This window comes from Paractinoplanes polyasparticus, from assembly GCF_019710575.1.
GTDB lineage: Bacteria > Actinomycetota > Actinomycetes > Mycobacteriales > Micromonosporaceae > Actinoplanes > Actinoplanes polyasparticus.
The window spans coordinates 70,657-94,751 of the sequence record NZ_JAHWFK010000005.1; the positions used below are offsets into that span (position 1 = coordinate 70,657).

Here is a 24,095-nt window from a genome sequence, read left to right on the forward strand (position 1 = left end):
CTTGGTCGCTGGCGTGAATAGCGTTCTTGGCATGACGACGACGAAGAATTTCCGCACACTGACGATCGGCCTCACCGCTACCGCCGTCCTCGCGGCGGGCGTGGGGGTCGCCAACGCCGGCCTCCCCGAGACCGGGACCGCAGCGGCGGCAGCTCAGCAGTCGGGGTGGGACGGCGTCACCCGCGAGCAGGTGCGGATCGACTTCGGCAAGGGCTGGGTCACCGACGCCGAGCTGACCTATCCGACCGGTTCCAACGGCCGCCTGCCGCTGGTTGTCTTCCTCCACGGCAGCGGGCACAACGACATGAACCAGACGCTGCCGGAGGGCAAGGGCTCGACGTTCGTGCCGCTGGCCCAGGCCGCGAGCCGCGAGAACTTCGCCACCCTGCGCTTCAACAAGCGCGGCGTGACCGGCATCGGCCCCGTCGAGACCACCGACCCGGCCCAGCTGAACCCGAAGAACCCGTACCGCCAGATCCAGCTCGACGCCGCCTCGGTGGTGCGGTTCGCCGCCAAGTCGCCGAAGGTGGACCCGTCGAAGATCTTCCTGCTGGGTCACAGCGAGGGCACCAACGTGGCCGCCAACCTCGCGGCCCAGCCGGCGAAGTTCGGGATCCCGAAGCCGGCCGGGGTGGTCGAGATGGGCGTGGTCGGCCTGCCCATCGAGCAGCTGCTGACCCTGCAGATCTTCGGCCGGCTGCTGCTGCAGATGCACGACGAGTTCGACGTGAACGCTGACGGCCGGCTGACCGCCGCCGAGGCGTCCGACGGCCTGGTCGGGCAGCCGAAGGAGGTCGCCGACCAGTACCGTTCCATCCTGCTCGACGGCCGGAAGGTGCTGCGCAGCACGGACAAGAACCGCGACGGTCAGATCGCCATCGACGCCGAGGCCGGCCCGGCGCTGCGGAAGATCACCCACATCGACGACTACCCGAACCTGCCCGACCTCGACCAGCCCACCATCGACTACGTCAACGACATCGCCCGCTACCCCACCGTGTCGCAGGCGCTGCCGAAGTTCGGCGGCCCGACCCTGATGCTCAACGGCGAGAACGACCTGCAGACCCCCGCCCGCGCCGCGCTGGTGGCCGACGCCGCCGTCGCCGCCGCCGGCAACAAGGACCACAAGATCGTCATCTACCCGGGCATGGCGCACACCATGAACATCACCCCGAAGTTCACCCCGGAGTTCGGCGAGCCCGACAAGCAGGTCATCACCGAGATCCAGGGCTGGCTCAAGGCCCGCCGCTGACCGATCCGACGAAGCCCGGCCCGTCCGGGACTTCGTTCGCGAATCCGCCCCGTCGCTGTGAGCGACGGGGCGGATGATGCTGACCGTCCAAGGCCGCCTCGCCCGACTGCGTCACGCGGCTCGCGCCAGGAGCGCGTGCGGAAGATCGCGCAAGTCGCCGACGACTCTTGGTGCGAATTCGGCGAAAGACTCTGATGAACCCCCTGCTACCGGCAGCTGCGTGTAGCAAGTGTGCGGCGAATCAGACCGAAGGGTTCCGGGCCCACCCCCAGTTGCACCTTCCAGCGGCGGCATACCCAGACACACATCGGGCCCCTTGTTGCCTAGATCACATGCCTGTTTGGACCGCTTCCTTGCGACCGGCACGCGCCGTTAGTTCGACGCTTAATCCATACCTTCCCAGCTAGATCACATCCCGGTGGCCTGTCCGCCGTACAGGACGGCGTACGGCCGGGAGGCCACCGCATCCCCTCACCCTCAGTTGAGGATTGCGCAGCCCATCGTCATCCATCTATGGTCAGAAAGGCCACGCAGAACCCCCTGAATGGGTTCTTTTCGGGCTATCACGGGGAGGTGACATGAAGCTTTCGACGGGTGTTTCGACCGTGCCGACGATGCCGGCCGCGCTGCGCATCGAGACCTACAAGCACTGCGCCGAGTGACCAACGCACCAGCAACGTGGCGGTGGTGGCATCTCAGCCACCACCGCCACCGCTCCACTCAGGGAGATCATCTACCCGTGCAGACGGTTACCGTCATCCCGCGCAACATCCCGTTCGCCGCTACCCGCCCCGTGCTGGCGGCTCTTGACCCCGATGGCCATGCCGGTCAGCTTCCTTTCATCTGGCACCTCGTACCGGATGCAGCCGAAGAAACCGGTGAGCTCAAAAGCCAACTGCGTTATCGCAACGCAACCCGGGCCCTGGTGGATGCCCGCGGCTATGCCGCTCGGCTTGCCGCGCGGGCCGGCCATCTGACGGTAAATCTCCGCGGGCCGGTTCACGAGAGCGATGTGACTCTGCTCGGTCTGCTGCGCGACCGGGGCGTACTCACGCTGCTGCTGCACGGCACCAGCGGCTCGGAAGAGCCGCAGCAGGTCGCCGACGAGGAGACTGCAGCCGCCGACGCCGACGCCGAGTGGGTCCGCGAAAACCTCGTAGGCAGCAGCGACTGGACGCAATTGCGCCGGCGGGTAGCCCGTTACCTGCGTTGCGGAGACTCGTGGACGGCCCGGTGGCTGCTCGAACAGGCCCTTCAGCAACCAATACGCCCGCCCGGCGCCGTACTGGACCTTTGCGGGCTGGTGTATCAGCTGCAAGAGATGCCCGAACGTGCGGCGTTCTTCTACCAGTTGGTCGTGGAGTCCGGTGGACGTGAAGCGGTGAGCGCCGCCAATAGCATCGCCATGCTCTACGCCCGCCACCTTCCGCCCTCGCTACGCGACCTGAACCGCGCCGAGCACCACCTCGCGATCTCACGCGAGCTGATCGAGCAGCTGGCCGACACGGTGGACACCGCACTGGACCAGGCGTTGAACGCCAACTCCCGGGCCTACCTCAAGCTTCTCGCCGGTCAGGCATCGGACGCGCTGGCCATCTCGCGCGCCGCGTTGCAGACGTTGCCACGCGCGGCCGAAGGGACGCAGGCGCATGCGGTGCTGGCAAACAACCTCGGCCGACTCCTGTCACGCACGGACCCGGGTTCGGCGGAGATCGAGCCGCTGCTGCGGCTGGCCACCGAGATCGAGCCCCGGCATCCCGAATTCAAGCTCGACCTGGCACTCGCTCTCACCGGACAGAACCAGTTCCACGAAGCCCTGAGCGAAGCAACCGCGGCCAACGCACTTACCGGCGTCATCGCCGAGATCCCGGCGCTGCGGGCCTATCTGTTCGGCCGGCTCGGGCAGCATCGCGACGCCATCGACGAGTATCTGCACGCCTTGATGATCGACCCCCAACAGCTGAGCCACCTGGTCGATGCGTGCCGGTCCGCCTCCGCCGCCGAGGACTACCCACGGGTCATCGAACTCGCGTCGTGGGTCGATGTCTCCGAGGCGAGCAGTGACGTGCAAGCCGCGCTCGCCGTCCTGATGCTCGAGGCCCGTTCGTTCGTCGAGGATCTGTCGATCGAGCAACTACGCGACGAACTGGACGCCCTGCATCGTCGTTACCCCGACGCCGCCGATGTCACGCGGAGCAGGATGCTGGTTGCGGAGCAGATGTCGTGACGCGCCGCTTCCTGCGGGATGCCTACCGCCGGGCGCACGTCGACCCATCCGAACTCGGCGTGGACGACGCCCGCGCGGCCGGACTCGACGTATCCGCGGAGGCCGATCGATTCGCCGCACTCGTGCAGAAGTACGGCCTGGCCCGTTCGCTACCTGTCCACTTCCGCGGACCCTACACTCGGTACGCTCTCACCGGCGCCGTCCTGGTCGTCACCGCCGCCGCCGTACCACCGGCGATCACCGCCGCGGTCACGCAGACGACCGACAGCGCGCCCGGCCAGTTCCGGGCACTGACCACAGTCTCGCTGCTGATCGTTGTCTTCTCCATCGTCCGCTGGCTGATGACCTGGCAGGTCCGGCACCTGGTCCTGCACACCACCTTGCTCACCCAACGGCTGGTGTTTCGGCGCCTGCAGCTGGTCGATCCCCAGTGGCTCGCCGCCAGCGGCAAATCAACCAGCTCCTACCTGATGGCCTGGCCCGACCAGATCTCCCAGCTGGTCTTCGCCGTCGAGTTCGTCATCTACAGCGCCCTCGCTGCGGTCCTGGCTGTCCAGCTGGTTGCCGCCTTCGGGTGGGTCGGTGTCCTGGTGATGCTGCTGGTCGCAGCCATCACCGTCGGGTTGCGGCCGCTGGGAGTCGCCACCGTGCGCACCGGCATGCGCTACCTCGACCTCGACCACGCCCGCTCACAACTGGTCGACGACATGGCCCGGCAACGGCGGCAAATTCACCGGTACTCCCTGACCACAGCCTTCCTGGCCGCCGTTACGCGGGTGCGACGACCGCAGCTCCACGTGCTGCGCCGCCGCGCGTACCTCGCCGGGGCGTACGACGCCGCCCTCGACGCACTGCCGGTAGTGTTCGCCGCTGCCCTCATCGTCGCGGTTCAGATCAACAGCGGCCTGGTGGCCAGCGCGCAACTCGCCGGCATCCTGGTGGCCAGCCGGTTGATCGTCGGGGCGATCAGCGAGAATCTGGCGACCATCCGGGTCGTTCAGAGCGGCACCGCCGCCGCGCGCGGCATCGACTCGCTACTGCGCGACGCCCCCAGCGTTCACGCGTCCGCAAGCGTTGCGGGCTCCCTGCCGGGAACAGTGGTCCTCGCCCGCGGCAGCACCGAACTGACCGTCAGACCCGGCCAGCGGGTCGCCGTCATCGGTGCCGACAGCTCACGGTTGCTGCGCAGTATCGTGGTGCCCGACTCGGCACCCGACGGCTTCCGCAGCCGCCACACCGGAACGGCGCAGTGGGTCGGACGTGACCACAGGCCCTTCGACGGCGCCATCGGGCACGTCACCACCCTGTGGGACACCGACCCCGACGACAGCCGGTACGTGTTCGCGTTGCAGCGAACGGGACTCGATCGCGAGCTGGCCGCCCGACCCTCCGGCGACGCCGACAACCTGTCCTCGAGCGGACGGATCCTGTCCGACGGCCAGTCCGTTCGTCTCGCCCTGGCCCAGGCGTTGTACGGGCGAGGCGACATCTATCTGCTGGACGACGTTTTCGCGCCGCTGGACGCGCTCAACGCCGACACGGTCGCCACCAACCTGTTCGACGGCGGAACATCGACGTGGATCTTCAGCGCGGCGCGACCGGAACTGCTTCGTCACGCCGACATCGTCGTCATCGCCACGGGCGGAACACTGCGCGCGACCACCCCGCAGGAACTGATCACCACGGGCGCCGCTTCAGAAGCCGTCCTCGACGCCGACGCCACAGCCCGGCTTGATGCCGCCCTGGCCGCAGAGCCGAACATCACCCCGGGAGCCGTGCCTGAGGCCGGCGAGCAGTACCGGCAAGCCGACTTGACCGACCGGTCCGTCGTGACAGCGTCATTGGACACCCACGCAGCCGAACCGCAGAACAGCTCCACCGCCGCGCGGCTGTTCCAGATGATCTTCGGCCTGCGGTGGTCGACCGTGATGATCATGGCCGCCGTCGCCGCTGTTCTCGGTGAGCTGTACCTGGCCAGCAACAACGGCGCAAACGGCAGGTCCGCCGCGCACGCAGCCGCTGTCTACAGCGTCGTCGCCGCGACCGTTGCCACCGCGTACCTCGTCCGGCACCTGATCTCCTACCGCGGATCCGTTACCGCCGTCGACGGTCTGCACCACAAGGCGCTGGCCCATGTCCTGCGCCGTGACGACACCACAGACCCCGCAGCGATCGGCGGGCGCATCGGGCGGGACTTCACCACCGCGGAAACCCAGGCGCCACGGGTACTGTCCCTCATCGCAGTCGGAGTCGCCGCTCTGGCCCTGAGCATCACGGTCGTCGCCGCGGGCGACCCGATCACGCTGATCCCCTCAGGCCTGCTGTGCGCCGGCCTCGGCGCCGCCTATCTCCGCAGCCGGCAGGCGACCAAGGCCGCGACACAACTGGCCGGGGCTGCGCGCGCACCGTCGGTCAACTTCGCGGTCGCCGCGATCGGATACCTCGGATTCCACATCAACGACCGGGTGCGCACCGCTGTCTCCCACCGCTTCGACGAACTGACGGCGATCCGCGCCGGCGCCGGACATCGGTTGCAATGGGTGCGGCTGCGGTTGCTGCTTCAGGTCGAACTGGTCGGCGCGGGATTCTTCGTCGCCAGCGCGTGGGCGGCGCCGCTGACCACCTCGGTCATCTCCCCCGCCGTACTGCTCTACATCGCCTACTCGCTCACCCAGCAAGTCGTCACCGTCGTCGAACGCGCTCAGTCCGGTGAAATCGCCTCACGACAAGTCAGCCGAATTCTCGCACTGCTCGGCGGGCGGACCCCGAGCCGCACCGAACTCGTTCACGCCGCTGCAGACATTGCAGCGCCCGCCGCTGCCGGGCCGGCCACTGTGACGCTGGCGCATGTGGTCGTCGAAACCGTGGGCGACAGCCGGATGACCGCAGAAGTAACCCTCACCTGCCCACCGGGAAGCACCACGTGGATCAACGGGCCGTCCGGCATCGGCAAGAGCACCCTTCTCGACACCATCGCCGGTCTGCGCCCCCCACGATCCGGACACGTCATCGTGGAGAGCGTCAGCGGAACGGCAACCACACTGCTGGTCGGCAGCGACCTACCCGCCATGGCGATCACCGTCGGCACCCTGTTCAACGACTCCCTCGGCGCCCTCGAGGAGGTCTATGCCATCGCCGGCCGATCAGCTCCCCACCCGGACACGACAGTCACCGACCTCGACCACCGCGACCGGCAACTGACGGCACTGGCCCGCGCCCTGGCTGTTCAGCCGTCCCTACTGCTGGTCGACGAAGCTACATCAACGCTGGAAGCCCCGCTCGAACGAAATCTGCTGGCCCGGCTGTCCGCCGTCGGTACCACCCTGATGGTCGTCTCGCACCGGCCGGACAACGAAGACCTTGCCGACACCGTGCTCACCCTCACCGGCTCGACCGCCGCAATCAGGTCACCGGCAACCCGCATGAAACACCCTTCGTGACTGCAAAGGACCGCTACGTTGACCCGCATCGCCGTCGCCGGGGACATCATGTTCACCCGGAGCATCGACAAAATCGCCGACGTACCGCGCCTGGCCGCGATCGCCGACAGCCTGCTCGGCGTCGACGCAGCCGTCGCCAACCTGGAGACACCGCTGCACGACTATGAGCACCCACCCGCCCACGAATCCGGCGGAACCTGGCTGCGAGGTCCGCGAACGACCGGCGCCACCATCCGGGAACTCGGATTCAGCGCCGTCGCCCTGGCCAACAACCACCTCGGCGACTACGGCGCCGGCGCCATCCACGAAACGCTGGCCACACTGCGTGACGCCGGCCTGCCCGGCGCAGGTGCTGGGCTCAACCTCAGCGACGCCGCCGCACCCACAGCTGTTGCCGGCGTCCTCAGCCTGGTCGCCGGGACCACGACGTTCCCCGCTCACAGCCTCGCCACCGACGAACTCAACGGATCCGCCAGCCGGCCAGGAGTCAACGGCATCACCGTGCCCTGGTGGTCGATCCTGCCCGACCGTTTGTTCGAACCCATGCGCGAGATCGTTGTGGCGCTGGGTGGCGACGATGGAACCGACGAAGTCGAGTTCGGCCGATACATCATCCGCCGCGGCCGGGCAGCCGGCGCCGGCACCGAGGCCGATGCGACCGACGTGGACCGGATCTGTGCCGCTGTCAGCGACGCAGCCGCCACCGGCCTGCCCGTCGTGGTCAGCATCCATTCCCACGAAGGCGACGGTCAGGAACAGAACCCGTCACCAGCACTCATCACGATCGCCCACGAGGCAATCGACGCCGGCGCGAGCATCGTGTCCTGCCACGGCCCCCACCGCCTGCGCGGCGTCGAGTTCTACCGGAAAAGGGTGATCTTCTATGGCCTGGGCTCGCTCATCTTTCAGCTGCGGCAAGTGACGCGACTACCCGCACAGCAATTCACCGCCACCGGCCTGTCGCCCGACGCGACGATGGACGATCTGTGGGCACGACGGCACGACTACCTCGCCCGCGAAGCGGGCCGAGAGACCATGATCGGGTTCTGTGATGTCGACGAACGCGGCGACGTCACTCATTGCTCAGCCGCCGCCTGGGTATTCGACCACGTCAACCACCACCACCCCGACCACGGAATCCCCCACGCCGCCACGGCAGACGAACTCATACGTATCGCCGACCGGCTCACCCAGCTCTCCCAGCCCTGGGGAACCCAGGCATCCGTGTCGGGTGCTCGACTCGACCTGCGGCCATAACTACCGAAGGCTCCCGCCGAGCGCGGCCGCTTCGGCCGGCGCACTACATCCGGATCCCCCGGCCCACTTCGCGTACAGGACGGTGGCCGCCGATATGGGCACCTTCGCTGACCATCAGCTCACCGATCCGGCTGTCAGCGTCCGGGCCGAACAGAAACCCGGCGGCGCCGCCGGCACTGCGATCTGGCAGCCGTACGGGCGGCGTCCGGTCCCTAGCCGTACTGCCCCGGCCCGCCCGGCGACCGCGACGGTGTCTTTCGCAGCTCGCGCACGAGTTGATCCGCGGCGGCCGACAGTGCCTCCGGATAATGGAGGGCGAGCTGCATGTCGCACTCCTCCGCCGATCCGCGGCTCAGGGCCAGGGCGATCAGCCGGCGGTGGTCCTGCGTAGCGTCGGGCGGCAGCGCGGCGGCGGCCGAGGCGAGAACGGCGGCCTGGTCGTCGGGGTCCGGCTGGCGCAGCGCGAGCGCCTCGGCGTACGGGGAATCGCCGATCGCCACCGCCCGGGCGGCCAGCCCGGCGAGCAGCTCGAGCCCGTCGAGGCCGGCGCCCCGCTCGACGGCACTCGTCTCCACGTCGATGAACAGGGACCGCGCGTACTCGGGCCGGCCCGCCTCGATCGCCGCGCCGATGAGCTCCAGGAGCATCGGCGCACGGTCGGCCGGGTTCTCGAGCCGGTCGATCAGCAGACCGGCTGAGTCCAGCATCTCGGGCAATTCCTCCGGATCGGCGACGGGGATCAGCATGCACATCATGGACACGATGGTGGCGAGGTCCGTGATGTGCTCGGTGACCAACTCGTCGGTGAGGATCTCCGCCCACTCGTCGTCCACCACCGCCACCACGGGTATCAGCCTGAGCAGGCACCAAGCCCGGTCGTTCGCATCGTCGATGGTCCGGACCAGTGCCTGGGTCCGCCTCAGGTCGGCCGGAGCCGTGATCAGCCGATCGAAGGCGGACCGTAATGTCTCAGAATCGGTCACGAATCGGAAGATGGTCTGGGCGAACTCGTGCTGGCCGGCTTCAAACGCCTCGTCGAACAGGTGTTCCACGCCCCGTTTCGCGTTGTCGTGCGCGCGCAGGCTCTCGCCGAACAGGCTCTCCGCCCGTTCCCGATCGTTGACGGTGATCGCGGCGGAGACCAGTTGGAGCAGGCCATGGGCCCGATGCAATGGATCCAGCCGGTCGCGAGCCATGCGTATCGCGCGCTCCGGGTCGCCGGCCTCGAAGACGGCCTTGAGGAGACTGGGGTCCCTCGGCCGGTTCGGTAGCCCGTCGGGGAAGGCCGGCACGGCCGCCTCGACCTCGGCCATGACGTCGGCGGCGAAGCCGGTCAACCCGGCCTTCGCCGCCGGATCGACCAGGCGTAGAAGGGCAACGGCCGATTCGATGTCCGGAGCCAGTTCCCGCGCCGCGTTCCGCGAGTCGGTCAGCAACGTCTCGGCAAGGGCTGGATCGTCGCCGTCGATCGTGGTGTCGGCCACGAAGAGCCATGCGGCGGCCCGCGCGGCCGGGTCCGCCAACTCGCGTACGGCCGTTCCCGCGGCCGTTGCGATGGTCCGGCCCCGGTCGCGATCACCGGCCCGGTACGCGGCATCGGCCAGGTCGCGCAGCCCCGGGTAGACGCCCACGGTATCGACCGCCTCAGGGATGAGAGGCACCGAGCCCGCCACGATGCGGGCGACCCGATCGAGGTCACCTCGCCGAGACGCGCCGATGAGGACGGTGTGCACCGCCGTCACCCGATCGTCCAGTTCCGGAATCACGGCCGCGTACGCGTACGCCCGGTCCAGGTCGCCGGTCCGCATCACGGCGGTGATGAGCCGATCCGAGGACTCCCGCCGGTCCTCCGCAAAGTCGAGGCCGGCGATCATTTCCGACGCCCGTTCCCACTCGCCCGTCTCGATGAGTGCCTCGACCAGTGCACGGCGCAGGTCCGTTGACCGGTAATAGGTCTCACTGTCGACCGTGGTGACCGCGGCGTCGACCACGGCGGCTGCCCGCTCCGCGCCGGCCACCGACGCCGTCGCCCGGATCAGGGGCCGATGGTCGGGCAGGAACCCGATTCCGCGATCGGCGTCCCGATAGGCCGCCTCGATCTCGGCGAGGATCCGGTCCGCCTTCTCGGTCCGGCCGGCCGCTACCGCCGCTACCGCCGACGATGCCAGCGCGTCCAGCCGGGCATACCCGGGCCGGAGCCGCGAGAGCAGGGCCGCCGCGACCTCCTCCCGCCCGGCGCCGAGTAGTTCGGTGACAAGCTCACCGGCCGAATTGCGGGGCCGCGCCTCCAGGAATTCGGCGAGTGCCTCGGCCCGGTCGGTCACACCGCTGCGGGCGAGCGTGAACGCGATCCGCCGGAGGGCGACGCCCCGGTCCCCGGGGTCAATGATCTGCCCGGCGGCCTCGTTCGCCACCGCCACGAGTTCCGTGGTCCGGGTCCGGCCGCTTGCCATCAGCAGCGAGCACGCCGCGGTCACCCGCTCCTGCGGATCCTCGATGGTCCGCACTGCCGCCTCGGCGGCGGCCGTCAGCGCGACCGCCCGAGAAGGGTCACGGTCCGCGATCAGTTCGGTGAGAACTCGCGCGTGATCGGCCGGGTCCTCGATCCTGGCGGCGACCTTGACCGCGCGCTCCGCGTCATCGACCGAACACAGCGCCTCGGCCAGCAGATGCAGCGCGAGGTGACGTTCCCTCCGATCGGTGATGGTCGGCGCCGTCGACTCGGCCTCGGTTGCCAGGGTCTCGGCGCGCTCGCTGTCCGTCCACCTGATGATCGCGGCCAAAGCCCGTGTCCGGGCCTCGGGATCGGTGATCCGGTGGGCCACCCTCTCCGCGTCGTCCGGGTCGCCCGAGGCCGCGATCGCGTCGGCGAGTTCGGCGATGTCCATGTCGCGTCCGCTGGGTAGGCCGTAGGCGAGCGCCTTCGCGCGGTCGCGGTGCCCGAGCAGTGCCCATACAGCCGGCAGAAGCACGGGTACGTCGTGGCCGCGCCGGGTGAGGGTGCCGCGATGGGCCATCAACCGCGCCATCGTGCTCAGGTCCGGCTCGGGCGAGGTCAGGATCCGGGCCTGCACCGCGCGGACCTCGGCCAGCCCGGCGGCGTCGCCGCCGGTGTGCGCGCGCATGCGGTCGTGCCGGACCGGATCCACGGCGGCAGCGGCGGCCCGCTCCTCGTTGCGGGTCTCGGTCAGCATCGCGAAGTAGCCGCTCAGCGCGTAGGCGGGGGTGCCCGCGGGCCAGCCGCGCTCCCGGTAGCCATCGACCCAGGCGTGCACCCGTTCGCGGTGCTCGTCGACCAGGCGGCCGAGGCGACGGGTAGCCTCTTCGCGCAGCGTCTCGTGGGCGAAGAGGTGGAGCCCTCGGCGGGAGGCCAGTAGGCGGCCCGGTAGCAGAGCCTCCACCTCGTACGGCAGCAGCCCGGTCAGCTCGCCCAGGTCGGCCGTCGCCAGGCCGCCACCCGCCGCCGTGATCAGGGCCAGCAACTCGCGGGTGCGGTGGTCGCCGCGGAGCAGTCGCTCGTCCAGTTCGCGGCGGGCCGCGCGGGCCATGTCGGTCGCCAGCGAGGACGCGGCGAGCGTGCGCAGCGGGCACAAGGCCAGAGGGTGGTCGGCCGGTACGTCCGACGGCAGTTCGGAGCTCTCCCGGCCGGCGACGATCACGCGCAGACCGTCCGGGATGTGTTTGGGCAGGATCGACGCGATGCTGGGCAGGCCCGAACCCGGCACACCACCGGTGTCCTCGTCCAAGCCGTCCACGACCAGCACCAGGCGGCGCCCCGCCGCGGCGCGATCGAGCAGCTCGCGGCGGGTGGCGTCGGCCTGGCCGGGACTCAGCGACAACGGCACCGGCTCGCCCAGCAGCACCGCCAACTGCTCGATCAGGGCCTCGGTGAACGCGGTCGCGTCGGCCTGGGCGGCCAGCCGGCCGGTGATGAAGAACGACACCACGTGCATGCCGGGCGGCGGGTGCAGCACGAACCACGCCATCAGCGCCGACCTACCGGCCCACGGCGGAGCCTGCCACCACTCGTACGGCTCGGTGCCGTCGGCCAGCGACGCCAGTTCCGCCTCGCGGCCGATCAGGCCACCGGCCGGTGCGATGTCGCGCACCTGGGCCAGGTAGCTGGAACGCCGCGCGACCGGCAGCGCCCGCAACGAACGTTCGACCAGCTGGCCGAGCTCGGCCGGGCTGCCGAACGTCTGCGTGGTCAGCCCGGAACCGCGTACGCGCTGACGGAAGGCCTCCTGCCGGGCGCCGTACTCGTGGTCGATGAGCGCAGAAGGCGGCAGGCCGAGGGTTTGGGACTCGGTGTCGAGCAGGAACATCAACCGGGGCAGGCCCGCCTCCCCGGCGGTGTCGAACTCCAACTCGGTGTACGACACGTCGGGGCGGTCGCGGACGGGGGAGCCGTAGCGGGTGCCGAGCACGCCGAGGTAGACGTCGCACCCGCGAACCCGTGCGGCGCACAGATCGGCGGACGTGTCGGCCGAGGCGGGGAACCCGGCCATCTCCACCACCGCGTGGCCGGCTGCCGAAATCGCGCGTTCCACCGCCGTCAAGTACGGACGCAGCTCGGCCGTGTGCGACACGAAGACCCGCCACGGCGGCACGGCGCCTCCCTACGTCACGCGACCGTGGCGGTAGGCGTACACCACGGCCGGCACCCGATAGCGCAGGTCGAGCTCGGTGAGGATGCGGACCAACAAGTCTTCACGGTTTCCTGGCTGATCACCAGGGTCGCGACGATGTCGCTGTCGGACTGGCCGGCGGCTGTCAGGCGCAGCACTCCAGCTCGTGGCTGAAGGCCTGCGAGCGGCGGGCGGCCGTGGATCCGCGACCCGCCAAGATCACTCTGTGTCGATGGCTCCGCCGGTTGGCAGATTTCGAAAGTGTTGCGTGGTGATGTCATGCGCACGGTGTGACGCCCGCCATAGCCTGGCAGCACCTAGTTGTTGAAGCGCTTCGACGATACGCATCACCGGCGAATTGTTCATGGTCAGCCAGTCCCGACGGTGGAACCCGCAGCTGGCCCGGCTGCGGGCCATGACCGAGCGACTCGGACCCATCGGCACCATCACCACGGACTTCTTCCGGGCTCCGCACTTCGGCGGCTTCCGCGAGCAGATGGCCCAGCCGCTACTCATCGACATGGCCATCCACGCCTTCGATGCGGTGCGGTTCCTGCTCGACTGCGAGCCGGTGTCCGTCTACTGCCAGTCCTACAACCCGGAATGGAGCTGGTATGCGGGGCACGCCAACGCGACCGCCGTATTCGAGATGGAATCCGGAACCCGATACGTGTACAACGGCAGCTGGTGCAGCGCGGGCGCGGAAACCTCGTGGAACGGCCGGTGGCGGGTCAGTGGGCAGAACGGCACCGCTCTGTGGAACGGCGACGACGACCCGACCCTGCACACCGCGACGGAATCCACGATCCCGGACACGTCGCACTACTCCGGGATCGGCGGTGCCCTGGACGTGTTCCTGCGGGCCCTGCGGACCGGACAGCGGCCCTCCGGCGAGGTGCACGAGAACGTGATGAGCCTGGCAATGGTCGAAGCGGCCGTGCAGTCCGCCAGGACCGGCCGCCCCGCCCGGATCGACGCCGTCCTCACCCGGGCGCACGCGGACGCCATCCGTGCCGAGGGCCGAGCCGACGTAGGCCACGTTCTGCAGAACTGGCCCAGCGTGCGCGACGCCCTCGCGACGCCACCGGAACCGTGACGATCAGTCCATCCCCACCGGCGACAGTCAGCGAAGCGCGTTCAGCTCGTCGAGGGCGCGGTGACCGCGCTCGACCACCCCGGCAACGACATCGTGGCGCCCGAGGCGGATGGGCCACTCGATCTGCAGGAGGATCTGTGTCGCTGCGAGCACCGCCGCCCCCTCCCAGCCGACTACGCGGAGGATTCTCGTCCACAGCCGCCTTCGGACACCGTCCAGCGAATCCTGGAAGGTGTGCCACTGAAGGGTGGTGAGATCAGTCGCCCGCGTGCCGCTACCTGCGTTCTCGATGTCCACGACCGCCACCACCGCTCCGTCGCGGACCAGGACATTGCTCGGGTTCAGATCGGCATGGACCATGTCCGGCGCCTCTCGTGGTGGTGGGACGTCGGCACACACCAGCCGCAGGCGCTCGACCAAGGCCGACACCACGGAGGAATACCCCGAGAGCCCAGCGACCGCCGCTTCCTGACCGGTGGCGACCCGCCAGGCGTACGACGAGTGGTCGTAGGGTTCGGAGGCTTGGCCGGCCTGGAGCTCGATGATCTCCATCAACTGCTCGACGAGGGACGGGGTCAGCTCCGGCACGGGTGCGGCGTCAACGAAATCCATCAGATGCCATACATGAGTGGCTGTGGCCCCCACTCCGAGCCAGGCCGGGGTGGGATAGCCGCACCGACGCATGTGCTCGACCACTCTCCGGGCTCGCAGCGTCTCGTGCAGGTGGTCGGGATGTGCCCAGGGCACTGCTTTGAGCACAGCATTTGCCCCTCCGGCCAACTGGACGCGCATGGCGCCCCCATTGACGCCTCCGGGTAGACGACCGAGAGGACTGACCACTGCTCCGACCACGCCGGCCACATCGGTCAGAACCTCGGCCGGCAGTCGCTGGCTCGCTGCGATATGTCCACTCTAGCCGCGCCGGAAGGAAGCCTCTTGACCGCTCGAAGAAAGGGCGCATAGATTCCTGTCATTACTTCCGGAAGGTTTCCGGAAGTTTCGGTCTCCATCGTCCTCATCGCAAGGAGTTCCGGTGCATCGTCTTCGACTTACCTTTGCTGCTGTCAGCGCCGCAGTGCTGCTGGGCGGACAGCTGGCCTTCGTCGGCTCGGTCTCGGCGGGAGCCGCGCCGCCCGCTGCGAAACCGTCACCGCCTCAGGCCTACCCCGCCGATTCGCTGCGCGCGCTCGCCGCCCGCGTGGGCCTGCGCGTCGGCACGGCCGTGAACATGGACCAGCTCGGCACCAACGAGAAGTACACGCAGATCACCGCGCAGCAGTTCTCCTCGGTCACGGCGGAGAACGTGATGAAATGGGCCGAAGTGGAGCCCACCCGTGGCAACTACACCTGGGAGAAGGCCGACCAGCTCGTCGCTTTCGCGAAGAAGAACAAGCAGTTGGTACGCGGCCACACGCTCCTCTGGCACAACCAGCTGCCCACGTGGCTGTCCTCCGACGGCTACACGACCACGTTGTCCAACGACGAGGTGAAGGCGGTCCTGAAGAAGCACATCTTCGAGCAGGCGCGTCACTTCAAGGGCGACATCTGGCAATGGGACGTGGTCAACGAGGCCTTCGACGACAACGGCCAGCCCCGCCAGACGATTTGGTACAAGGCGTGGGGCGGCACCGGCTACATCGCCGACGCGTTCCGCTGGGCACATCAGGCCGACCCCAAGGCCTTGCTCTTCTACAACGACTACAACCTCGAGTTCACCGGGGTGAAGAGCGACGCCGTGTACGCGCTGGTGCGCTCGCTCAAGGCCCAGCGCGTGCCGATTCACGGCCTCGGATTCCAGGGTCACCTCTCCACCCAGTACGGCTACCCCGACCTCACGAACAACCTCGAGCGCTTCGCCGCCCTGGGGCTGAAGGTCGCCCTCACCGAGGTGGACGTCCGCACGCTGACCAAGGCGGACGCGGTCAACGAGCCGGTCGACGCGCTCGCCCCGTACGCCCAGGAAAGCTACTGGTCGCGCACGCTCAAAGCATGCCTGGCCGTGCGTGCCTGCATCTCGTTCACGCCGTGGGGCTTCGGCGACGCCTACTCGTGGGTGCCCGGCGTGTTCGCCGACCCGCAGGAAGGCGCTGCTCTGATCTACGACGAGCAGCTGAACCCGAAGGGACAGTACGACGTGCTGCAGCAGGATCTGGCGCTTGCCGCGGGCGCCCCGCGCCGCTGAGAACCGCACCGCTGCCGCCGGCCCACAGCCGGCGGCAGCGTGCTGTCCGGAAGCTGCGGACACCCTGCGAGACGGCGACCCGCTCAGGGCCGGGGCTTCAGCAGCGTGATGCGCGAGGCGCCCAGTTCGGTCACGTAGAGGAAGCCGGTGGCCTGATCCTGGGTCACGTCGAGGGGCTGGCTGAAGCCGGTGAGACCGGGGATGCCGGTCGTCCGGTTGGACAGTGCGCCCGATGCGGACACGTCGAACGTCTCGATGTCCTGTCCGGCCGAGTAGCGGACCACCAGCAGCTTGCCGTCGAGCAGGCCGCCGCGGTATTCGACCGCGCCGTTGGCCGAGGCGTGCAGGCCCGCGTCGTACGTGCCGGCCAGGTCGAAGTTCGGGTCGGGAGCTGTGCCCACCGGGTAGGCGCCGACCTGGAACGGATCGGTCGCCGCGGTGGGGTTGCCGCCGGCCAGCACCCATTCGCAGCGCACCGGGTTCGGGTGCCCGTAGTAGCGGCCCGGGCGCACGTCGAAGACGTAGTCGGTCTCGGCCGTGGGCACGTTGGTCAGCGCGGGCACGGCCGGGGCGGTGTAGGCGCGGCGGGCGCACGAGGCGGGCAGCGTCGCCGGGGTGGCCGGGGTGTTGCCGCCCGCGGCCGAACCGTTGGTCGGCGCGTACAGATGGCCGTTGCGGTGCCAGACCAGATCGAAGGCATTGCGGACGCCGGTCGCGTGCAAAGTCAGAGGCGCCCCCACCGCGTACGGGTCATAGGCCCCGCCCTCCTCGGTCTTCACGGTCAACGGCAGCGTGGCCGGCAACCGGGCCGGGTCGAGGCGCAGCACGGCCGCGCTCAGCAGCCGCTCCGGCCGGTTGCCCCACGTCGAGTCGGGGGCGCCCATCGCGTTGTTGGCGCCCTGCGACACGTACAGCGCGCCGTCCGGACCGAACGCCAGCGAGTTCGTCTCGTGATCCTTCACCGACCGGGGCAGGCCGACGACCACCGGCGTGTAGGCGCCGAGGTCGGGTCCGCTGAGCCGCCCGATCCGGCCGGACCAGTCGGGCACGTTGAGCGGCCCGACGTACTCGTAGTTGTCCGTGACCCACAGGATCGGCGCGGCGGCCGTCGAGGCGGGGTCGAACGCCATGCCGATGACGGTGCGGGCGGGGGCGCCGGGCAGACCGAGGGCGGAAGCGTTCGTACGGACGGAATTGATGACCGTGGGGGTGCCGAGCGTGCCGCCGGAGGTGATCGGGAACCGGAAGATGCGCCCGTCGAGGGTGCCCGCGTAGAGGCGGTTGTCGGGGCCCTTGACCACCGTGGTGAACGGCGCGCCGGTGGCCACGCCGACCGTCTTGTCGAAGGCGATCGGGCCGCCGGTGGTGCTGCCGCTCCCGGTGGTGAAGACGATCGAGTACGGCGCGAACGGCTGCCCGGTCACGTCGGTGACGCCCGCGGTGACGGTGAACCGGTAGGGCGTCAGCGGGGCGAGCGGGGCGGTCGGCGACAGGTTGACGACGTCGCCGCCGCCGCTCGTGATGGTCGTCGCCGCCACCGGGACGCCGTCGCTCAGCCGGGTCAGGGTGACGGTCGACGCGGTCAGTGAGGCGGCCCGCACACCGCCGTTGGGCAGCACCAGATCCTCGACGACGCTGGCGGTCAGCGGCACGCCGGTCGCGCCGTTGGCGGGCGTGCTGGTGCGCACGGCCGGCACGGACCCGGCGCCCGCGACGGCGGCGATGTCGGCGTACGCGAACTTGGTGTTGACGCCACCGGCCGGGCTGACCGTGATCCGCCCGTCGGTGACCCGCACGGTCCGGGTGGCCGTGGCGAACTTCGTGGCGGCGGTGGGAGTGAAGGCGGCGATCGCGTTCTGGTCCTCGATGGACACCCAGTGCGTGCTGTTGATCGCGGCGCCCGCGTCCCCGACCGCGACAGTGACCGTGTAGAGCCCGTTCGGCACGGCGGCCTCCCACGCGCCCGGGGTGGAAACACCGGCCGAGCCGGCCGGGAGCTGCGCGTGGACGAACGTGGCGAGCCGGGCGTCGGCCTGTCCGGCGGCCGGATTGCGGTTCCGGCCGTTGCCGGTGAGGTCGACCGGGGTGCGTTCGCCCAGGTCGATCCAGCCGTAGCCGAGGGCTGCCGTGAACGCGCCACCCGAATCGCGGACATAGCCGGCCGCCGGGGCGGTGGCCGCGTCCGAGAAGTCCACCTTGAGCGGTGTGAAGTCCGCGGTGACCCGGCTGATCTCGACGTAGTTCAGCTTGGTGTTGACGCCACCGGCGGCGTCGAGGGTCAGCCGGCCGTCCCCGACCGTCACCGTCACGGTGGCCGACCGGAACTCGGCGGCGGCGGTGGAGACGAAGCCGTCGATCGCCGTGACACCCTCGGCCCGTACGGTGTGCCGGCTGTCGTACGCGGGCTGGTCGCCGGCGGACACCGTCACCTGATAGGTGCCATTGGCCACGGAGTGCTCCCAGGCCCCCTCGGTGAGCACGCCGCTGGTCCCGCCGACGTCGCCGTACTGCAGGTGCACCACGGTGTTGAGCCGCGCGTCGATGCCGGCCCGGGCCCTGTCGCGGGTGTTACGGGTCAGATCGAGGGGGGCGCCCGTCCCCCGCTGCACCCAGCCGTACCCCCGGGCGGCGGCGAATCCGGCGCCGCTGTCGGCGGCGTATCCGGCCGGCACGACGGATCCGGCGGGCTGGAAATTCACCTTCGCCAGCGGGGTGACCGCGGCTGCCGCGGGCGCCGCGGGCACCGCGATCCCGGCCACGACGAGCACGGCGGCGACAACCCGGAGACGACCCATGAGCGACAACGTCGCACACCGGCGGCCGGAGTCCGATGGGGATTCAGGCAGCCGGTAATTGCGACAGCCGACCCATCGGCCACCAACCGGGACCAACCCTTGTCAGGGGCGTGACCTGGTCAAACCGGCTACAAGCACGTCGAGCGCGTCATCGACGGCCGCCTGCTTCGCGGCCGCGGGGAGCTGGGGCAGCAGATCGAGCAACATGATCGACAACCCGTGGACGGTGGCCCAGCTCGCCATCACGGCCCGGCCCGTGTCCTCCCGTCGCAGCCGGCCGGCGGCGATGAGCCGGTCGAGCGCGCGCTCGAGGTGGAACCTCGGCCGGGGCCGGTCGTCGTCGTCCCCGCCCGGCGCCGCGGGAACCCGGATGCCGGTCGGGTCGCCGCCCATGGCCATGCGGAACAGACCGGGCTCCGCCAGGGCGTAGCCGACGTAGGCCCGGCCGACCTCCCGCAGGTACGCCTCGGCCGCCTCCCCCGGGTGGCCGGACACGGCCACGGAGTCGAGGTGGGCGCTCATCGCCTCGGCCATGGCGACCCGAGCCTCACGCGCGACGGCCCGCTTCAGCTCGGTCAGGGTCGGGAAATGACCGTACGCCGAGTTGGGCGCGACGCCGACGGCCCGGGTGACCTCGCGCAGGCCGACCGCCTGCGGGCCACCCGTGCGGGCCCGGTCGATTCCGGCCGCGATCAGGGCGGCACGCAGGTCGCCGTGGTGGTACGTGGCCCGCGCACGCGGACGTTTCTCGGCCATGACCCCGATCCTGGCACGTTGACAGCAGTGACGGGCGGCCCAATACTCACACTGTCCAGATACACCGTCAAGAAGTCGTCAAGAACAGCGCGGGCCCACCCTCAAGGTCGCTCGTGAGGCTGTGGAGGTCTTCCACTCCTGTCACGAAAGGCACTGTTGTGGCCAAGTTTCTGTATCGGCTCGGGGCTCTGGCAGCCCGGCGCCGGCTCGCCTTCCTGGGCAGTTCCCTGGCCGTCGTGGCGGCCGCCCTGCTGCTGGCGTTCGGCTCGGCCGGCTCGTTCTCGCCCGGTCACGCGATTCCCGGTTCCCCCGGCCAGGTCGCGCTGGACAAGGTGAAGCAGCACTTTCCCGGGGCCGACGGCATCGAGGGTGACGTCGTGTTCGTGGCGCCCCACGGCGCGCGGATCGACGACGAAGCAGTCACCGGACCGATGCGGGCCGTCCTCGACCGGATGCGGGCCGCGGAGCACGTCGCCGACGTGGGCGATCCGCTCGAGCGTGTCTCCGGCGACGGCCGGATCGCCGTGGCCGAGGTGGGCTTCGACCTGCCGGCCGGCACCGAGGTCGAACCCGCTCTGCAGGAGGCGGTCCGGGCCACCGGCAGCCCCTACGGCGAGCGGTTCGGCGACGAGGGCGGCCGGGTGCTGTTCGGCGGTGACGCCTTCGAGGAGGAGCTCGAGCCGTTCGGCCTGCCCGAGACGATCGGCCTCGGCGTGGCCCTGCTCGTCCTGCTGGTCACGTTCGGCTCCATGCTCGCGGCCGGGATCCCGATGCTCACCGCGGCACTCGGCGTGGGCGGCTCGGCCGCCGGCACGCTGCTCGCCGCGAACGTGTTCGACGTCTCCCAGAACGCGCTGACCCTGGCCCTCATGCTCGGGCTCGCCGTCGGGATCGACTACGCGCTGCTCATCGTCTCGCGGCACCGGGCCCAGCTCGCCCGGGGCCTGGGCGTGGCCGAATCGATCCCGCTGGCCCTCGCCACCGCGGGCAGTTCCGTGCTGTTCGCCGGCCTGACCGTGGTCATCGCCCTGGCCGGGCTGACCCTGGCCGGCGTGCCGATGCTCACCTCGATGGGGCTGGCCGCGGCCGGGGCGGTCACCGTCGCCGTCCTCCTCGCCCTGACCGCCCTGCCGGCGCTGATGGCACTCGCGGGCGAGCGGCTGCGGCCGAAGCCGGGGTCGCGCGCGGCCCGTCGTGTCCTCGACCCGGCGCAGCGCGGCCTGGCCGCACGCTGGGTGGACGGCGTGATCCGGCATCCGCGCAAGGTCGTGGTGGCCGTGGTGCTGGGTCTCGCCGTCGTCACCGTCCCGGCCGCACAGCTGCAACTGGCCCTGAACGACAACGGCTCCGCCGCACCCGGCTCGGAACCCCGGGAGGCCTACGACCTGATCGCGGGCGCGTTCGGTCCCGGCGCCAACGGCACACTGGCCGTCCTGGTCGAGGGCGATGCCGCCACGATCGCGTCGACCGCCGCAGCGGTGATCGCCGCCGCCGAGCCGCTGCGGGGCGTGGCCGAGGTCAACGGCCCGGCGACCGCCAGCGACAAGCAGGCGGCGATCATCGAGATCGTGCCGCGGACCGGTCCGCGCGACAGCGCCACCAGCGCCCTGGTCGCCGACCTGCGGGCCGCCCTCGTTCCGATCGGCGCGCGAACCGGCAACTACGTCGCCGTGACCGGCCTGACCGTGGTCGGCCTCGACGCCGTGGACAAGCTCAACGGCGCGCTGGTGCCGTTCACTGTCGTCGTGGTCGGCCTCTCGCTGCTTCTGCTGCTGGTCGCCTTCCGGTCATGGACCGTGCCGCTGAAGGCCACCGCCGGATTCCTGCTCTCGGTGGGGGCCGCCTTCGGTGCGATGGTGGCGGTCTTCCAATGGGGCTGGCTGGCCGACGCGCTGGGGGTGCCGCTGGTCGGTCCGGTGCCCAGCTTCGCGCCCATCATCGTGATGGCCGTCCTGTTCGGGCTGGCCATGGACTACGAGGTCTTCCTGGTCTCGGCGATGCGCGAGCACTACGCCCGGCACGGTGACGCGCACGAGGCGATCCGGGCCGGCAGCCGCAACGCCGGGCGGGTCGTCGTGGCCGCGGCCGTCATCATGGTCACCGTCTTCGTCAGCTTCCTGTTCTCCCGCGACCCCAACGTCATGCCGATCGCCTTCGCGCTGGCTGTCGGCGTGCTCGTCGACGCCTTCCTGGTCCGCCTGACCCTGGTTCCCGCCGTGCTGAAGCTCCTGGGCGACCGGGCCTGGCGGCTGCCACGCCGGCTCGAACGGTTCGTGCCGAAGGTGGACGTCGAAGGCCACGACGTGACCGTGGACCGGCCCGCCGGCCGCGAACCGGAACTGGTCGGCTGATGGCCGGCGCCGGACGCCCCGACCGCGTCCTCGTGGTCGACGACGATCCCGGAATCCGTGGTCTGCTGACCTCCGCCCTGCGCTTCGCCGGCTACGAGGTCGAGGTCGCCGCCGACATCCCGCAGGCGCTGGAACGGGTGCGGACCGCTTCGCCCGACGTCATCGTGCTCGACGTGATGCTGCCGGGCGGCACCGGGTTCGACGTCGTCACACTCCTGAGGTCGAAGTCGATCGGGGTGCCGGTGCTGTTCCTGACCGCGCGCGACGCCGTCGAGGACAGGGTGCGCGGGCTCCAACTGGGCGGGGACGACTACGTCGTGAAGCCGTTCAGCGTGGTCGAGATCGGGGCGCGCATCGAGGCGCTGCTACGCCGTTCCCGCGGCGCGGCCGTGCCGGCCGATGCGGCCCTGGTCTTCCACGACCTGTCGGTCGACCCCCAGCGGCACGAGGTGCACCGGGGCGACCGGCTCGTGGCGCTGTCGCCGACCGAGTTCAAGCTGCTGCACCTGCTGATCACCCACCCCGGCCAGGTTCTGTCCAAGGCGCAGATCCTCGAGGCGGTCTGGCAGTACGACTTCGGCGGCGACTCGGTGGTCGTGGAGCGGTTCATCTCGAATCTGCGGCGCAAGGTCGACGACGGGCACGAACCGCTGATCCACACCGTGCGCGGTTTCGGCTACGCCCTGCGGCACCGGCCCGGGACGAAGCAGTGAGCCGGTGGCGGGCGGGCATCCGGGGCCGGCTCCTGGCCGGCTTCCTGGTGCTGCTCGTGCTCGCGCTGGCCACCAGCGGCGTGATCACCGCCTTCGGAGTCAACGACTACATCGTCGAACGGTCGGTGGCCAAGCTGCGCGACGACGAGCACCGGATCGCGGCGCTGGTCCGGTCGGGCCCGCAGACCATCAACGCCGACCAGTTCGAGACGATGCTCGGCCCGCCGCTGGGCATCATGGGCCTGGGCCGCGACGGCGGGATCCTGTTCGCCATCGGGACGAGCGCCGGACGGGAGTACGAGCTGGCCGCGCTGGCCCGGGCCGCCACCCCCGGCGAGCTTCTCGAGACGCGGGACGAGGTGGTGGCCGTGCGGATCCCGACGCCCGGCATGCGGATGACGTATCTCGACCGGGAGACCGACGAGGTCGCCGACCTGATCCTCGTGAACGACGCCACCATCGACCGGGCCACGACGGTGGGTTTCGTCCGCACCCTGGCCACGATCGCCGCGCTCTCCGCGGTCGTCCTGGCCGCCCTGGCCGTCGTCGTGCTCCGGATCGGCCTGCGGCCCCTGTCCCGGATGGCCGAGGCGGCCGACGCCATCGCGGGGGGCTCCCGCGACGAGAGACTGCCGGTCTCGGACCGCAATGCCGAGACCGACGTGCTGGCGTCCGCGGTGAACCGGGCCTTCGACGCCCAGGCCCGCGCCGAGAGCCGCGCCCGGACGTTCGCCGCCGACGCCTCGCACGAGCTGCGCACCCCGCTCGCCACCATCTCGGGCTGGCTGGAGCTCTACCGGCAGGGCGGCCTGAGCGGCGAGGACCTCGAACAGGCGGTGGCACGGATCGAGGACGAGGTGGGCCGGATCCGGCTGCTGGTCGAGGAGCTGGGGCTGCTGGCCCGCCTGGACACCGGCCGGCCCCTGGACACCCGGCCGCTCGACCTGGCGGCGCTGGCCGAGAGCGTGGTCGAGGACGCCCGGGTGATCCATCCCGATCTGGACATCGCGCTGACGGCGCCGCCGACCGGCCTGCCGGTGCTGGGCGACGCCGCCCGGCTCCTGCAGGTTCTGCGCAACCTGGTGGGCAACGCCGTGCAGCACAACCCGCCCGGCACCCGGGTCCGCCTGACGCTCGACCGGTCGGGCGACGAGTCGCGGGTGGCGGTCACCGACGACGGGGCGGGCATCCCGGCCGGCGACCTGCCGCGCCTGTTCGACCGGTTCTGGCGGGCCGAGGCCAGTCGCAGCCGGGACTACGGCGGCTCGGGCCTGGGCCTCGCCATCGTCCAGGCGATCGCCGGCGCTCACGGCGCCCGGGTGACCGTCCGCTCCGAGGTCGGCCAGGGCACCACGGTGACCCTCGCCGGCACCGCCTGGACCGGCCCGCCGGGCTGAC

At 70.3% G+C, this 24,095-nt stretch carries 13 protein-coding genes and 1 pseudogene; 9 read left to right on the top strand and 5 right to left on the bottom strand.

What is annotated here, in order from left to right; translation table 11 throughout:
- The first annotated feature begins 31 nt into the window (after positions 1-31).
- The 4 genes from KXC43_RS07760 (at position 32) to KXC43_RS07775 (ending at position 8,176) form a co-directional block, all read left to right on the top strand.
- Entirely contained in the window at positions 32-1,252 is a 1,221-nt protein-coding gene (locus KXC43_RS07760) for an alpha/beta hydrolase (protein ID WP_221375279.1), read from the top strand.
- Positions 1,253-1,991: 739 nt separating this feature from the next.
- Entirely contained in the window at positions 1,992-3,479 is a 1,488-nt protein-coding gene (locus KXC43_RS07765) for a tetratricopeptide repeat protein (protein WP_221375280.1), read from the top strand.
- The gene (locus tag KXC43_RS52620) at positions 3,476-6,919 is read left to right on the top strand and encodes an ATP-binding cassette domain-containing protein (RefSeq protein WP_221375281.1); all 3,444 of its coding nucleotides are present in this window, start codon (positions 3,476-3,478) and stop codon (positions 6,917-6,919) included. Before KXC43_RS07765 ends, KXC43_RS52620 begins: the two co-directional genes overlap by 4 nt.
- Positions 6,920-6,937: 18 nt before the next feature.
- Entirely contained in the window at positions 6,938-8,176 is a 1,239-nt protein-coding gene (locus KXC43_RS07775) for a CapA family protein (protein WP_221375282.1), read from the top strand.
- Positions 8,177-8,388: 212 nt separating this feature from the next.
- On the opposite strand, the gene KXC43_RS07780 is transcribed toward KXC43_RS07775, so the two are convergent.
- Both KXC43_RS07780 and KXC43_RS50610 read right to left on the bottom strand, forming a co-directional pair.
- Positions 8,389-12,786: a DUF4062 domain-containing protein gene (locus KXC43_RS07780; protein WP_221375283.1), complete on the bottom strand. Its 4,398-nt coding sequence runs from the start codon at positions 12,784-12,786 to the stop codon at positions 8,389-8,391.
- Positions 12,787-12,795: 9 nt separating this feature from the next.
- Positions 12,796-12,962 (bottom strand): annotated as a pseudogene (locus tag KXC43_RS50610) (LuxR C-terminal-related transcriptional regulator); the annotation flags it as partial.
- Positions 12,963-13,168: 206 nt separating this feature from the next.
- Here KXC43_RS50610 and KXC43_RS07785 point away from each other — a divergent pair.
- The gene (locus tag KXC43_RS07785; protein ID WP_221375284.1) at positions 13,169-13,900 is read left to right on the top strand and encodes a Gfo/Idh/MocA family protein; all 732 of its coding nucleotides are present in this window, start codon (positions 13,169-13,171) and stop codon (positions 13,898-13,900) included.
- A 27-nt stretch (positions 13,901-13,927) separates the two neighbouring features.
- Here KXC43_RS07785 and KXC43_RS07790 read toward each other — a convergent pair whose 3' ends face one another.
- Complete coding sequence (locus tag KXC43_RS07790; protein ID WP_221375285.1) at positions 13,928-14,692, bottom strand: phosphotransferase family protein; 765 nt, start codon at positions 14,690-14,692, stop codon at positions 13,928-13,930.
- A 241-nt stretch (positions 14,693-14,933) separates the two neighbouring features.
- Between KXC43_RS07790 and KXC43_RS07795 the strand changes: the two genes are divergently transcribed.
- Complete coding sequence (locus KXC43_RS07795; RefSeq protein WP_221375286.1) at positions 14,934-16,082, top strand: endo-1,4-beta-xylanase; 1,149 nt, start codon at positions 14,934-14,936, stop codon at positions 16,080-16,082.
- Between the two features lie 83 nt (positions 16,083-16,165).
- On the opposite strand, the gene KXC43_RS07800 is transcribed toward KXC43_RS07795, so the two are convergent.
- Both KXC43_RS07800 and KXC43_RS07805 read right to left on the bottom strand, forming a co-directional pair.
- Positions 16,166-18,877 (bottom strand): PQQ-dependent sugar dehydrogenase, encoded by a 2,712-nt coding sequence (locus KXC43_RS07800; protein WP_221375287.1) that lies wholly within the window; start codon positions 18,875-18,877, stop codon positions 16,166-16,168.
- A gap of 102 nt (positions 18,878-18,979) precedes the next feature.
- Entirely contained in the window at positions 18,980-19,633 is a 654-nt protein-coding gene (locus KXC43_RS07805) for a TetR/AcrR family transcriptional regulator (protein WP_221375288.1), read from the bottom strand.
- A gap of 158 nt (positions 19,634-19,791) precedes the next feature.
- On the opposite strand from KXC43_RS07805, the gene KXC43_RS07810 reads away from it, so the two are divergent.
- From KXC43_RS07810 to KXC43_RS50615, 3 genes are read left to right on the top strand one after another with little or no spacing between them, the layout of a single operon-like run.
- Positions 19,792-21,984 (top strand): MMPL family transporter, encoded by a 2,193-nt coding sequence (locus KXC43_RS07810; RefSeq protein WP_221375289.1) that lies wholly within the window; start codon positions 19,792-19,794, stop codon positions 21,982-21,984.
- Positions 21,984-22,697, top strand: a complete 714-nt coding sequence (locus KXC43_RS07815; RefSeq protein ID WP_221375290.1) for a response regulator transcription factor — start codon at positions 21,984-21,986, stop codon at positions 22,695-22,697. Before KXC43_RS07810 ends, KXC43_RS07815 begins: the two co-directional genes overlap by 1 nt.
- On the top strand, positions 22,694-24,094 hold the full coding sequence (locus KXC43_RS50615; protein WP_221375291.1) for a sensor histidine kinase: 1,401 nt from the start codon (positions 22,694-22,696) through the stop codon (positions 24,092-24,094). The genes KXC43_RS07815 and KXC43_RS50615 overlap by 4 nt, the downstream gene beginning before the upstream one ends.
- Position 24,095: the final 1 nt, after the last annotated feature.